At 35.0% G+C, this 15,179-nt stretch carries 8 protein-coding genes and 1 riboswitch; of the genes, 5 read left to right on the top strand and 3 right to left on the bottom strand.

The features are described from left to right. Positions 1–120 precede the first annotated feature (120 nt). Positions 121–2,544, top strand: a complete 2,424-nt coding sequence (locus ACECE_RS0220360; RefSeq protein WP_010250606.1) for a transglycosylase domain-containing protein — start codon at positions 121–123, stop codon at positions 2,542–2,544. Between the two features lie 99 nt (positions 2,545–2,643). On the opposite strand, the gene ACECE_RS0220355 is transcribed toward ACECE_RS0220360, so the two are convergent. The 3 genes from ACECE_RS0220355 to ACECE_RS28395 all read right to left on the bottom strand — a co-directional run bounded on the left by ACECE_RS0220355 (position 2,644) and on the right by ACECE_RS28395 (position 9,218). After that, entirely contained in the window at positions 2,644–3,240 is a 597-nt protein-coding gene (locus tag ACECE_RS0220355; protein ID WP_162862602.1) for a hypothetical protein, read from the bottom strand. Positions 3,241–3,544: 304 nt separating this feature from the next. After that, complete coding sequence (locus ACECE_RS0220350; protein WP_010250602.1) at positions 3,545–4,642, bottom strand: hypothetical protein; 1,098 nt, start codon at positions 4,640–4,642, stop codon at positions 3,545–3,547. 205 nt (positions 4,643–4,847) lie between these two features. Continuing rightward, positions 4,848–9,218 carry a peptidoglycan-binding protein gene (locus tag ACECE_RS28395; RefSeq protein WP_010250600.1) on the bottom strand — a complete coding sequence of 1,457 codons (4,371 nt, stop codon included), beginning with the start codon at positions 9,216–9,218 and terminating at the stop codon, positions 4,848–4,850. Between the two features lie 490 nt (positions 9,219–9,708). Between ACECE_RS28395 and ACECE_RS0220340 the strand changes: the two genes are divergently transcribed. From ACECE_RS0220340 to ACECE_RS0220320, 4 genes are all read left to right on the top strand, one after another. Then, positions 9,709–11,343 (top strand): WG repeat-containing protein, encoded by a 1,635-nt coding sequence (locus tag ACECE_RS0220340; RefSeq protein ID WP_010250598.1) that lies wholly within the window; start codon positions 9,709–9,711, stop codon positions 11,341–11,343. A gap of 352 nt (positions 11,344–11,695) precedes the next feature. Beyond that, a complete protein-coding gene (locus ACECE_RS0220330; protein WP_010250596.1) occupies positions 11,696–12,385 on the top strand; it encodes a DUF1287 domain-containing protein in 690 nt (229 codons plus the stop codon). Between the two features lie 58 nt (positions 12,386–12,443). Continuing rightward, a riboswitch (cyclic di-AMP (ydaO/yuaA leader) is annotated at positions 12,444–12,570 on the top strand. Between the two features lie 3 nt (positions 12,571–12,573). Continuing rightward, on the top strand, positions 12,574–13,329 hold the full coding sequence (locus ACECE_RS0220325; RefSeq protein ID WP_010250594.1) for a cell wall hydrolase: 756 nt from the start codon (positions 12,574–12,576) through the stop codon (positions 13,327–13,329). 350 nt (positions 13,330–13,679) lie between these two features. Further along, positions 13,680–15,176: an ABC transporter substrate-binding protein gene (locus tag ACECE_RS0220320; RefSeq protein ID WP_010250593.1), complete on the top strand. Its 1,497-nt coding sequence runs from the start codon at positions 13,680–13,682 to the stop codon at positions 15,174–15,176. The last annotated feature ends 3 nt before the right edge of the window (positions 15,177–15,179 follow it).

Raw genomic sequence — 15,179 nt, 5'->3', positions numbered from 1 at the left:
GCGCTTGCCACAAAGGCTTTTCCCTATCGATTGCAGCTACAGATGCGATATGTTATAATGTAATAAGTTTTTCATAGAAAGACTAACTTTTGATGTGCTTATTAAAGGAGAGGAGCTTTTATGAACTCTAAGAAAACCGCTGTTTCTAAAGAAAGAACAAGTAAAAAGAAACAGCAATCATCAACGGGGAGAATTATACGCAATTGTTTCAGAATTTTATTTCTTATTGGGTTTACTATATGTGTTATATTGGCAGGTATAGTCACTGGTGCAGCGTTCGCTTATATCAAAACTTCTGAACCTATAACTTCCGACCAACTTATGCTTAAAGGTTTTACTACCCATGTTTATGATTCGAAAAACAAAGAAGTTGTTGCCCTTCAAGGGGTACAAAACAGAGAGATGGTTGACGAAAAGGACATTCCCCAGGATTTGAAAGATGCCTATGTTGCAATAGAAGATAAGCGTTATTATGAACATCACGGTATTGACTTTAAAAGATTTGGAAGTGCTATTATCAATTTTATACTTCCCGGGGGTGAATCTCATGGTGGAAGTACCATTACCCAGCAGGTTATAAAAAACGTCACAGGTGAAGACAGACGTTCCATAAAAAGAAAGGTCCAGGAAGCATGGCGTGCAATGGAACTTGAGCGCAATATAACCAAAGATCAAATACTTGAGATCTATATGAACCTTATATATATGGGTGAAAATTGCTATGGAGTACAATCCGCTTCCAAAACCTATTTCGGAAAGGACGTAAAGGATCTTACCCTGGCCGAATGTGCTTCGCTTGCAGGAATAACCAACCTTCCTGGAAAGTATGATCCATTTACTACAAAAGGTAGAGAGAGTAACCTTAAAAGGCAGAAGATTATTTTAAAGGAAATGCTTGATCTTGGTTTTATAGAGCAGCCAGAGTACGATAATGCCTTAAAACAGGAAGTTGCTTTTGCCGAATCTAATAAACATAAACAGCAAGTTGCCAGCAGCCAGCCATATTTTGTAGATCAGGTTATTTTAGATGTAAAAAAAGATCTTATGGCTATAGGATATTCAGAAGATATGGCTATCAAAACTATATATAACAACGGACTTAGAATATACTCAACCATGGATTCCACTGTACAAAAAGCCATGGACGACGTCTTTTTGAACGATGAATACTTCACAAAGGTAAATAACAAGACAAGTCAATCACCGCAGGCAGCCATGGTAATAGTCGATCCTAAAACCGGGCAGGTTAGGGCTATGTATGGAGGTGCAGGTAAAAAAGTTGGTATTCCGTTAAACAGAGCAACCTCAATAGAGAGACAGCCGGGTTCCACTATCAAACCTATCGCCGTTTACGGTCCAGCAATTAATGAAGGTTTAATTACTGCTGCAACAGTAGTTGATGATGTTCCTGTATACTTGAACGGAGTGAGTTATGGGCTTTATCCCAGAAATTCAGGCGGTAAAAATGATTATGACGGTCTTACAACCATCCATGATGGTATCACAAAGTCTGTAAACGTAATTGCTGCAACAGTATGGAAAAATTATTTAGGCCCGGATTTATCCCTTAAATACCTGAGCAGAGTCAATATAAACAGGGAAAATGAACGCAATCTGGCGCTATCTATGGGTGGTATGGACAAAGGAGTCAGCCCTCTTCAGATGGCAGCAGCTTATGTTCCTTTTGTAAACAAGGGTATGTATTATGAACCTACAACCTATACAAAAGTTGAAGACATGCACGGCAATATTATTCTTGAAAAAAAGCCTTCACATAATATTGTTTATGAAGAGTCTACAGCCTATATAATGACAAATATGATGAAAGATGTTGTCAATTCTCCTGATGGAACAGCAAATCGTTGTAAACTTCAGAATGGTAAAATGCCAGTTGCTGGTAAGACTGGTACAACAAATAATAATCGCGACAAATGGTTTGTAGGGTTTACTAACTATTATGTCGGTGCAACATGGTATGGCTATGACAGGCAGGTATCCTTGTCAACAAACGAACGCAACAGAGCACAGCAAATATGGCATGACGTTATGGATAAGGTTCATAAGAACCTTAAACCGACTGACTTTGAAAAAGCATCTGGTATTGTTAAGAAAACAATATGCAAATACTCCGGCAAAATTGCCACCGAATTGTGCCAAAATGACCCAAGAGGCAATGCAGTCAGAGAAGAATATTTCATTAAGGGAACAGAGCCTGATGATGAAGATACTTGTGATGTTCATGTTCGTGCAAAAGTTTGCAAAGACAGTAAAGATATCTTTGGCAGGAACCTGCTTGCAGGTGATTACTGCCCTGCCGGGTCAGTAATTGAGCAGATATTTATTCAACGTAAGAAAGCATATACTCCGCTCAACCCGGGAGACCCATATCCAACAGACTGGAAATACGAGCTTCCTGCAGGCGAGTACTGTAATTTACATGGTCCAAATTCACAAGATAATACGAATGCTAATTCAGGAGGCAATTCACAAGATAACTCAAAGGACAACTCATTGCTAGACTGGTTTGGTGGTTTGTTTAATTAAAAAAACAAGGAAATTGCTATTGGAACGATGAGAGGTAATTACTCAAACTTCGCAGTTTGGTAATTACCTCTTAATTTTGAAAAATTTCAAGGAGTAACTTCAAATTATTGTATATTTCATGTTTGTTCCTCTATTTTTATTAATGATAAATATAGCTTTGTCTGCTAATTCCTCAGGATTTTTAATGGCAACCACACCTAAAGCTTTTGGTATTTCTCGTCTAGTTACTATTGCATTCAAACCATATGTAAGAATCTCCTTCTCAGAAGTTTTAAAATAAACATCACCATATTCTTTACTAAAATATGCCCAAGTACGCACAACATAAACTTCCTTTATGTCTGAAAGCTTAAGTATACTCACTTTATCTATGCTCGTTACTTTAATTGTTTCTTCAGTTAATTCATATTCAGTAGTTGGGCTATTTTTTATTATCTTTTTATAGACGCCTAGAGATAGTGACAGTCCTAAAGTAATGAAAACAATTGCAAATATTGCAGTAATGGCAAAGTATTTAATAAAAGCTGATATGTTGTACTGTTGAACAAAGTATTTCAAATGCAATAATTTAACAACCAAACAAAACCAAAAAACAACGAAAAGCATCATAAAAGTTCCTATTACATAAGATGCCCAAGCACTCAAAACATATCTCAACTGATCTGGCTTCCCTTTCCAAATAAGCATTATTTGCACACCTACCTTCTGCACCAAGTACCCATAAATTCAGTGGATATAAAATATGATCTTCCCATAATTGCACCTGTAGTTGGAGACACCTCACAGTCTGTACCACTTTGCCCCGTGTCTCAGAGGAGCTCAGAACGAGCTCCTCTTAAATAAAACTTGCATTTCATCATATCACATTTATTTAACTTCCCAATTTTATTATGGCGACTTTGGTTATGATATTTTTTGTTGCCCTCATTGCGGTTCTGCTACCACAGACAGCAGCCCTCATATCTTTTCATTTTTTCGATATTCTTTTTCATTCTATAGACTATCTTCCTACATACTCTGAAAACATGTTCCCATTAAGTGTCTTCCATGTAGTTTCTGCCCCTTCTTTGATTTCAGCTGTAGCTCCCACCTTTTCCTCTTTTTCCGAAATAATAGCCGAAAGCTCATCTGGCGTAATAAATGGTACCAATGCCTCATCGAAGATTTCTTTATATATGCTGTTCGTATAAAGGTTCGGATCCTTGATTGGCTCCCAATTATCGTCATAAATATAAAATGTGTAAAAGCACTCTTTATTGCCAATCTCATCTGAATTAGCTGCATTACTATTATTATCAAAACGAATGGTATCCAGCTCAATCCCGCCTGATATTCCCTTTGCCTCCGCCATTTTAGGAATCTGCCCTAGCTTGTCTGACAAAGCAAGCTGATTAATATCAGTTTCACTTTCAATATATACAATTGGCTGCCAGTTACCATCTTTGTCAATAAGACCATATTCTGCACCATGATTGCTTGCTCCACCGCTACCATAAGACTGATAATATCCATATTCATTTATTGTAGATTCGCTTCTGGCCCAAGTCTCGTAATAATAACAAACAGATAGTTTCCCATTGATATATTTTATGATATAAACAAGAGTACTATCATCATCCTCACTATAAATATCCATACCATTTAAACGAAGAGCCAATTCGTTTACTCCATCCTTACCGCAATCGATATAGCTATGATCTATGTATTTAATTTTCTTATTTGAAGAATAATTATAATAATTCGTTGTAACTATGTCGAGTACTTCCGAAAATGTATATTCACTTCCCTTTTTGTATAAAGCTTCGTCCATACCGTCCTTTGGCATAAAAAGGTCAAAAGATACCTTCGTTTCATTTTTCATAAATTTCTTGTAGGCTTCCATGGAACGTTCCTCTGGATTGAGGGTTGGCTTTATTATAGATTTAACGGTTGGCACTATTGTCGGTGCAATCGTTGGAGCTACTGTAATAGCAGAAGTCATTGACGGTGAAGTAGTTAAGTTTTTAGGATTATCAATACTTTCAAACTTTTTGCATCCACTAATTATTAACAATGACACAATTATTAAAACATTAATTGCCAATTTATTCTTTTTCACTTAATATCTCCTCTCCATAGCCCTGCTCATATTTGCAGCCATTATAATGTGTAATAACTCAAAAACAATAGCAAAAATAACTCCCATATTCGAAATAAGCTATACATAAAATCAGTAATTGATTTTTCTACCAGGCATATACTTTTTTGTAAAAGAATAGCAGAAGGTCCATTCTGCCCAACACTCCATAATCTTTGTAAATTTATTATATTTCTATAAAGCCATACATATCAATTAACTCTTGTCTATAATCTTCAATATCTTCTTCTACATCTCCCTTCAACTGATCTTTCACTAATTCAACTGCTTCGTCTATATTCGCCTTTCCTTTCTGAGGTGAATCAGAAGTGTTTCCCCACTCCTCGTAGGGATTCACATCATACTTTTTATGCGATGCATGTCCTTCAGTTATAGATGGTGCATAATTATATGTACCCATATTAATCGAATCTGTCACTAACAGTCCATACTCATTATATACAGCTTCAAATCGACCATCAGCTGAAACAAACTTCAAATTTTTCAATCCTCCATCTTGCTGCATATGGTATAACGATCTGTCTATGCTCATAAGCTGCCATTGCTCATCTGAGGACAATTTTGAATTTTCATCTATCAATTCATTTAATGTTTTAGGCACTCTATTTAAGTAATTCCTAAAGTAATGTAACTCTTGACTAACAACTGATTGTTTTCTTACCAAACTATTCACCTTTTCACATAATCTTAAAAAATTATAGTCTGAAATATAATTAAGTTTAATGCTATTGTTTTTAACATCTGACATAATTATTTCCATGCACTTGCTTGAAGCAACTATTTTCGCCTCATAATCCGCAATTATAGCTCCTAATAATATCACATATTCTAAATAAGTTTCACTCCATGTTTCATCATATATTTCATCTATCATATCAATATAATCTTGAGAACCTATTACTTTCCCATCTACTTCAGGCTCAGGGTATATCCCTTCAACCGTTCTATTTGATATCACAAGATTTCCGTCATTACTGCCCGGTACATTCCTTCCTCTTATCTCTATTGAGTGTGTTCCGACACAAGGTATTCTATAGTCATATTCGAAGTTTATAACATTTACATTATACTCGCCATATATAGTTGCAATGCACTCACCATCAATAACTAAAGCTATATGATGACAATTGGTAGCGTTTACAGTTATTTTAATCTTTTCCCGCACCTCTGCTTTGGTTCCACTAGCAGGCGAAGTAAATTTAATCGTCGGATTTACCATATAGAAGCTATTATTCCCAAAAATATACCCGTAAGTCCAGCTACTTCTATCAGGTTGCGCGTTTTCATTATCCCATGGAAGAGTCAGTGCAATCCATGTATCTTTATCCACTACACCATCAACATACAACCCTTTATCACTCTGATATTGTTCAACAGCCTCTTTAGTTACCTCGTCAAAAGTTCCAAAAGGAACTTGTGTTTTTGTATATTGGTCTATTGGCATCTTCAGGTATCCATGAGTTACTAATTTCTTTTGTAAAACAATAACGTCATTTTTGTTATTGTCTCCATATTGCTTAAGTGACCAGAGATTATTTTCCGTATAAGGAATAGTTACTAGATTGTAATTCCCTGAATATAAAAATTCCGTTAATGGAATTACATCGCTTTGATCATAGGCTATTTCTCCACCTACGTAATATGCTACTGTTTTTCCTACTATCAGTCCAGTCACGTTTCCAATCTTTGCAATAATAGAATTGTTCTCTGTAAAATAAGCATCCCAACGAGTGTAAATCAATACATATTTATAATTGATGGCACAAAACGGAGTATTGCTTACCACTTCATTTCCATCTGTAAATCCATCTTTAATAACAGCCAAAATTTCCTGATTACTTGGTGTCTTTCCTCCTGGTGAAACTTTGCTGAATGCGGCTATAACACTAGTATCAATTTTAGCTTTCGAAGTCATATCAGCAATTATGTTATTAGGTTTTTGAATACAAAAACTATAAACTTTAGTTTGAGTTTGAGCATCAATAAATGATATCCGTAAATCTGATTTTTTGGATAACTCGAGAATAGTATTTGTGATATTTTTCTTAAATGTATTTAAACTCGCCTGATCTGAATATTTACTGTCAATTACAAATGCAATATCAATTCTTTTATTTATATTTATTCTATAACTAACAAAATACTTACTAAAGTGAGTTACTGTCGTAGAAATAACCCCACTTTCTTCATCTACTTTTGTTGCCTGTGGAACAATTTCGTTATTTTTCTCATCATACCAATAGATCATCAAATTGTTTATATCTAAGGTCTCCAACTGCTCTTTATTTAACTTAAATCCTATTTCTGCCCAGTTAAATTCAGATGTAGTACTTATCTCTATCGGTTGCCCTATAAACTCTATTTTCCCATCTAACATATCAGAAGCATTTGTTACAGTTGTCGTAGCATTTATATCACCCCTGCTGCTAATTGTTATCTGTGGCTGAATACTTGAATCTGTAAACCCGACTATGTTTTCTTCAGCCAGGGTTTGAGGACTCTTTCCACCTTCTGATTCAACAGGAATTACACAAATTTTACAAAGAAGGCTTGATGTATTAAACATGCCATCTATAAGCTTCGCTGAAATAAATACTGTTCCTTCCTTTTTTGCTGTTAATACTCCATTAGTTACAGTTGCTATATTCGGATCGCTAGTTGACCATTGATATGAATTCGCATTCAATTCATTAAGAATTTTGGGATCTACTAAATTTATACTTTCCCCTTCTTTTACTAGAGCTTTACTATATAATAAACTTATTGCCGCATCATTTTGGAAGTTGCTTACAAATACATAATCCTGTGTCTCTTTTATATCTTTTAATACTTCTGCGTATTTTCCATTAGTTGCAGTATTGATTTCACCTAAATCCTCAATGTAATCCGTTGTACATAAAATACCATATTTATTAACATAATTGCGACTTTTACAAATTTCGTTATCCGTCAAATTATAATATTTATAAAAACCCGAATCTCTTTTTTTGCCATCATTCCAGGTTGTGTCCAAATGATACCATCTGCTATTTATTTTAACAACATTCCATGCATGATCTTCGTTTGTCACGATGATATTTTCTATACCTGCAGCTTCTAACATTTTGTATGTTAACATTGCATAGCCTTCACAGTTGGTTTTTCCAAAGACCAGTGCACTATAGGCATTACTGTACATTTCGTCTTCAGTGTATTCAATATTAGACAAAATATAATCATGTATCAGTTTTTCTTTTTCATGATCACTCATATCACTGACGGTAAGTTTTGAGACAATAAACTCAACAGCACGATCAAGATTATCTTCCTGCTCTTTAGTAATTTTATAGTCAATGTTAAATTCTATTATTGTAAAACCGTTTGAGTATCCAATTTGACAGTTATACTCTCTAAGACTCTCCAATAAATATGTATCATTACTTAATACGGTACTTAATGTCGAATTTATATCGTTATTATCAATTGTACCTTTATAAAGTATATTAATATTTTGAAGTCTATTACTAAGTCCATTTAATATTTTTGATTTCAATTCATCAGCTGAACGAGCCACGTCGGTGAGTTGATATGTATTATCATACGAAAATATAAATGTTATTTCCATATCCCCGGCATAACCACTATTTTCGATAGAATAATCTTTAATCAGAAAAGGCTTATTACTTTCAAGAATTGCATCAGAAAGTGCTTTGCTGATTTTACTCTGAATATCTGTAACGTCTCCATTATAAGTTAGACTATAAGTTGTTCCTTTTACATCAAAATTACGGATCAATGACATTTTCAACTGTTCCATATTGCTTACTTTTGTTGTTACCAAACAGGAATCACTTGGCTCTGATATATTTTCTGCTGTATCTATTGCGATTACTTTAAATTCGTATGTTTCGTTAGGAGTCAACCCAGTAATTGTACATTCCGTCTTCCCATGTGACATGGTTTCAAACTCTCCATTTTTGGTAACCAAGTAATCAAGGATATCTATATCGGTTGACGGTTCCCAACAAATTGATACCGTAGTATCTGTTACCAGCAAGCAGTTTAGGCCATTCGGCTTCAATGGCTGTTGAGTGTCACTTTGGGTTGGAAATGGCGATTGAATTATGCTTGGTGTTGGTGATGGCGATTGAATTACGCTTAGTGTTGGTGATGGTGATTGGATTACGCTTGGTGTTGGTGATATGTACGGTTCCTCAGGCAGTTTTCTTATTCCCAGTAAGAATTGTCTCATATAAGCAAAATCAATACTGTTAAATACCCCATCGCAGCTAACGTCTGAAGCCCAGGCACTATTTTTGACTGGAAAACTTGTTATTATTCCTAATAAAAACATTCTCATACGTGCAAAATCTATACTGTTTCTTTCTCCATCTCCATTTACATCACCCTTGAGTTTGGATTCAACATTTTCTTCCGCTAAAGTATTTGCAGCATCAACTTTTACAATACCAAAAGAAGTAAACAAAGCTGAAGTTAGAATTTGGACAAAAAACACCACAGAAATGACAAGTGGAATCATTCTTTTGCTTTTAAACATTTAGTTTTCTCCCCCCGAAATAAATTATTATTATTTGCAAACCTTGCAAACCACATTATTTATGTAATTTATGGTAAGAATTTTATCAAACTTAGTTTTATCTGTAAATGAAAATTATATTAAAAAGTTTTTATAACACTAACCAAATACACTCCAGCATGGCATTATATTATGCAAATTCTCAATAAAAGTATTTTAGCGAAAGCAAGTGTATTCTTTAGGTTATCCCCTACCAAACCTCGTATTAATTATATTTTAATAGAATATTTGGTGTTATATCACATATTATACAGAAGGAAAATAACTTGGTTCTTACTTGGTATATTAATATTTCAAGAATGAACTAATTGTTTTTTGCATATTCAGAATACTTTAATAAAAACATGGCCGTTAATAAGGTAAGGGCAAAAATATACTAGTAAAGGAGGGCAAACTTGCCAAAACAAAAAAGAAAAGAACTATAAACATAAAAAAGAAAGGAAGAGAAACAATGAAAATATCGAGGATATTTTTACTTTTAACAATTGTGATAGGACTTTTAAGCAGTACAGCAGCATATGCAAAAAGTGTAAGCTATACAGACATAACCGAAGCAAAATGGGATGACATACGTCCCTACTCTGAAGGAATGTCAGCAGTAATGCAAAAAGTTATAAAAAAAGATGCATATGGAAATGATGCTGAAGGAGAAGCATGGGGTTTCATAGACGAACAAGGAAATGTAATAGTAGAACCTAAATATGGCAGAGTAGGAGACTTTCATGAAGGAGTAGCATGGGCAATAATAGAAACAGGGATAGGATTTTCAGGAGAAGTAGATGTACAAGTAATAAACAAAAAAGGAGAAGTAATACTAGACGGAGATAAACTAGCTGAAGACAGATACTATAATGCTTCAGACTGTAGTGAAGGAATCATTGGACTTGAGACAGATGCACAATGTTACGTAGACTACTATGACTTGACAGGAAAATATATTGCAGGAAGCAGAGATGCCTCAGAAAATGATCAAAGCTATATAACAACAGGATTTGAATTTAAAGAAGGAATAGCTTGTGTAAATATAAAAGTAGAAACTGGATTGAACGTAGGATATATTGATAAAACAGGCAAAATCGTATATACAAGTGATCAACTAGAAGAATTACTCTCATACAACAAAGGAATAGCACTAGCAAAAGATAAAACAACACAAAAATGGGGAATAGTAGACAAAACAGGCAAATGGATAATAAAACCACTCTACACTGATATAGCAATAAAAGATAATAGTAGTTGCCAAATATTTAGTGACGAAGGAATTGCAATAGTAGAGCAAAACGGAAAATGGGGAGCAATCGACAAGACAGGAAAATGGGTCATAAAACCGGAAAACTACTGCGTAAACTACTTCCAAGATGGATATGCAACATACTGGAATGAAAAAGGCGATAAATGCGGAATATATAACGCGGAAGGAAAAGTAATCGTAACTCCAAAATATGACGGAATATCGGGATCAATGTATGATGGATTAATAATGGTCATGGTAGACAAAAAAATTGGATACATAAACATAAAAGGACAAGAAATAATAAAACCCCAATTTGATGATGCGTGTAAATTTATAAACAATAGGGCTCTAGTAAAAAAAGAAAACCAATACTACTTTATTGATGACAAAGGGAACAAAATATCCGACTTTGACAAAAGCATAGATGATACTTGGTTTACCCAGGAAAATGGCATTCTGGCATACGTTAAAGATGGAAAAAAAGGACTAATACAGCTGACAGAAAACAAAATAAAAATAACAATCAACGGAACAGATCTAAAACTAGACCAACCCCCTATCATACAAAACGGAAGAACCCTTGTGCCAATGAGAGCAATATTTGAAGCAATGGGAGCTACAGTAGAATGGGAAGATACAACCAAAACGATTACAGCAACCAAAGATAAAACAACAATAGTAATGCAAATAGGAAACAAAATAATTACAACAGGAGAAAAACAAATAGAGTTAGATGTAGAGCCTCAAATATTAAATGGTAGAACCTTAGTTCCAGTAAGAGCCGTAGCAGAAAGTTTAAATGCAAAAGTCAACTGGGATTCAGAAAGTCAAACGGTAATAATTGAAAAGTAGTAATTTACGTTTGTCTTAACTCAAGGTCTCAGAATTAGGACGACGCAAGTTTATAGTGAAAGTATATTAGTTTAAAGTAAGGCAGACGGATGTTTGTCTTACTTTTTTATGCTATTTGTTAAGCATTATAATTTTTACGATATTTTTGATTTTTAAAATTTCAAGTACTGCCAGGATTCCATCTTTTTGATTTGCGGAAAGGTTTATATCCATTAAAACTACATCAACTGAATTTTTTACAGCCAGTCAAAATCTTCAACTATATTGTATTGTTCAGTAAAAAGTTATAGTATAATTATTGATCTGGCAGAATATTAATTTTACTTGATTACTTAAAAACGGGAGCAATAGGATGAAAAAAGTATTAATAATTAGCAGTGTTGTTTTAATTTTGGGTATTGCAGCTATTATGCCTATCAACTACTTTCTTTACGGAGATTATTTATATTTTATGAGACCAAAGATAGATGTAGAAAATCTTGTAGTAAACAGCGACATGGATAAAGACGGTATTTCTGATCTTGATGACATTTTAGAGGGTGCCAGAAAGGAAATTCGAAACCACCCTAAATACAAGAGCGAATATTATTCAGGCGGCTATCCTCCCCAAACTGAAGGGGTTTGTACCGATGTTGTATGGAGAGCCCTTAAAAATGCAGGCTACGACCTTAAATCCAATATTGATAAAGATATCAAACAAAATCTACAGGATTATTCCGGCTCAGTTGCAAACCCCGATCCAAATATTGATTTCAGGCGTGTTAAGAACCAGTATGTTTTTTTCAAGAAATATGCCATGAATTTAACAACAGAAGTCATACCTTATGACAAAAGCAACCTGGTACAATGGCAAAGGGGAGACATCGTTGTTTTACCGCAGCATGTTGCCATCATATCTGATAAAAGAGGCAAAAATGGTGTACCCTATATAATTCACAATGCCAGTACATACCCGAAAGAGGAAAACCATTTGCTCAATTGGTACAATTCACAAAATATAATAGGGCACTTCAGGTTTTGTGATTCAGAAGCGAGGCACTGAATATTTCCTTAGTTTCCATAATCTTTGTATGGAGTTACCCCGTGGTCTCTGTTAAAATAGCACGGTAAAGCCGAATCTCCATAAGGAGTACGGGGGATGCAATATCCGGGGTGAATCTCATCTATTGAGTAGGGTACCTTAACCCGAACCCGTCAACTAACCTCGAAGGCTAAAAGGGGGAATTTAATATGTATTTTACTAAAAAGGCAGCAGTATTTATTGCTACTACAGCCTTAACTTTAGCGTTGGCTATACCAGTCAATGCAAGCAGTTACACTGTTGTAAACAATGACTCAATTTATTCCATCAGCCAGACCTTCAACACAAGTACAACAAAAATTAAGACAGATAATAATTTGTCGAGCAATACAATCTATCCCGGCCAGGTACTCAAAGTTCCGGGCGTAGATTATACAGTAAAAAGCGGTGACTCACTCTACCTTATTGCTAAAAGAGCTGGAATTTCGCTTTTATCCTTGAGAAAAGCAAACAATAAGTGGGACAATTCACTTTATATTGGTCAGAAGTTAGTTTTACCTATTGCAAATGGAGTAAATACCAGTAAATCGGCAATATCCTATTCCGCTTATGAACTCGATTTGCTTGCAAGGCTCATCAATGCTGAAGCAGCCAGTGAGCCCTATCAAGCAAAGGTTGGGGTTGGTGCAGTAGTGGTAAACAGGGTAAAGAGTTCCCAGTTTCCAAACACCATTAGTGGTGTCATTTATCAGAAGGATAGCCGCTATTATCAGTTTACACCCGTTGAAAACGGTTGGATAAACAAACCTGCAACATCTTCTGCAAAACAAGCCGCATTGGAAGCGCTTAACGGGGTTGACCCAACGAACGGCGCATTGTATTATTTTGATGATAGTGCAACAAATAAATGGCTGTGGTCAAAACCAATTGCATTAAGAGTTGGAAAAATGGTATACGTTTATTAAAATATAATATAAAAAATGCGGCAGGATTGTGGCTCTCCTGCCGCATTTTTTACATATTAAGCATTTGCTGTTAAAATTAATCATTTTGATTATCATTATTTTATATTTAATTACGATAATTTTAATATCTGCTTTGATTAATAAGCCAAAGCATGGTATAATTTGTATAATACAACTATATACTTCTTCAAAAACATCTTGCATTAGTCAATACTGACTTTCATCAAAGTATAACCTAACGCTGCAGAACCTCGCAGACTAAATGTAATTACTCAATATAGACCATTAATATTACATAGAGATATAGTTTTATATTGCCAGCATCGCTATTATTAGGGGGAAAGTGTTAAATGGGCAGGAGCACTATTAAAATTAAATTATGTGTTTTAATTCTCTTATGCATTACTATTCTTTTTGCTGCATGTGATCAAAATTTGCAGAGTAATGGAACGCTGAAACAAAATGACAGTAGTTCTCCATTACCGGAATATGAAATTGTCTGGTATCATATGAATACTCCTCAGAAGGATTCCGGACTTGTCTTAGAAGAGGTTAACAAATACCTTAAGAAAAAAATAAATGCCAGACTAAAGTTGGAATTGATTGATTTTAACAATTACGATAAGGAAATTAAGTCAGTAATTTCATCCGGTCAAAAGTTTGATTTATGCTTTACATCTGCTTGGATAAACAGCTATGTCCAAAACTCCTTAAAAGGATCTTTCGTTGAGCTTGATACCTTGCTAGAGAAATACGGAAAGGGTATTTTGGAGCGTTCTCCCAAAGTATTGTTGGATGGTGCAAAAGTAAACGGTAAAATATACGCCGTTCCGTCGATAAAGGAACTTGGGCACCAATTCTGTATTACACTTAATAAAAAATATGTGCAAAAGTATGGATTTGACATATCATCCGTCTCAGAGCTTGAAGATTTGGAACCTATGTTTCAGGTTATAAAGGAAAATGAACCCGATGTTGTCCCTTACCTGATATGTGCATATTCTTGTTCCGCTTTTTCCATGCCTATGGAAAGAATCGACGAGCAGGTACCAAGTGCTTTATACTTTGATAACCGGACAGACTACAAGCTGGTGAATACTTTTGAAACACCCGAGTTTCAGCAATATGCAGCTTTAATGCATAAATGGTATAAAAAAGCCTATATTCTTCAAGATGCAGCCACTATAAAAAGTATAGCTGGCTATGAGAAAACTGGAAATTGGTTTGTCGGTGCTTCAGCATACAATCCCAGGGTCTCAAGTGAGCTTTCAAACCGCTTGGGGTACGATGTTGTAACTGTACCCTTAAGGCAGCCGTTTATTACCAAAAAGGATATAGAATATCATATGCAGGCAATATCCTCTACCTCTGAGGACCCGGAAAGGGTAATGATGTTTTTGGAATTGCTTAATACCGACAAGTATTTATACAACCTGTTAGGATACGGTATAGAGGGGATACACTATAAAAAGGTTTCGGAAAATGTTATAGATATGTGCGGCAATGGGTATTCTATTGCAAATCATACCTACGGAAACAGTTATCTGGCATATTCCATGTCCTATTATCCTAAAACATTGAACGAGGATTTCAAAGATTTTGATTCAAGGGCAATTATTTCACCTTTGTTGGAATTCAACTTTGACCCGACACCAGTAGAAAGTGAGATAGCCAAAATAACAGAAGTAACTGAGGAAGTAGAAGCACCTGTTTTTGTTGGCGCAGTTGATCCTAAAATTTATATTCCCAAGGTGATTGAAAAATACAAGAAGGCTGGACTTGACAAAGTTATGGATGAACAGCAGAGGCAAATCGATCAGTGGATATCAAAAAAGTCAGGTCAGTAGAAT

This window comes from Acetivibrio cellulolyticus CD2 (assembly GCF_000179595.2).
GTDB classification, from domain to species: domain Bacteria; phylum Bacillota; class Clostridia; order Acetivibrionales; family Acetivibrionaceae; genus Acetivibrio; species Acetivibrio cellulolyticus.
This window is presented reverse-complemented; position numbering and strand designations above follow the sequence as displayed.

What these genes read in the sequence shown, in the direction of transcription:
- ACECE_RS0220360 (WP_010250606.1), top strand. Translation starts at nt 121, where the DNA reads ATGAACTCTAAGAAAACCGCTGTTTCTAAAGAAAGAACAAGTAAAAAG.
- ACECE_RS0220325 (WP_010250594.1), top strand. Translation starts at nt 12,574, where the DNA reads ATGTATTTTACTAAAAAGGCAGCAGTATTTATTGCTACTACAGCCTTA.
- ACECE_RS0220320 (WP_010250593.1), top strand. Translation starts at nt 13,680, where the DNA reads ATGGGCAGGAGCACTATTAAAATTAAATTATGTGTTTTAATTCTCTTA.
- ACECE_RS0220330 (WP_010250596.1), top strand. Translation starts at nt 11,696, where the DNA reads ATGAAAAAAGTATTAATAATTAGCAGTGTTGTTTTAATTTTGGGTATT.
- ACECE_RS0220340 (WP_010250598.1), top strand. Translation starts at nt 9,709, where the DNA reads ATGAAAATATCGAGGATATTTTTACTTTTAACAATTGTGATAGGACTT.
- ACECE_RS28395 (WP_010250600.1), bottom strand. Translation starts at nt 9,218, where the DNA reads ATGTTTAAAAGCAAAAGAATGATTCCACTTGTCATTTCTGTGGTGTTT.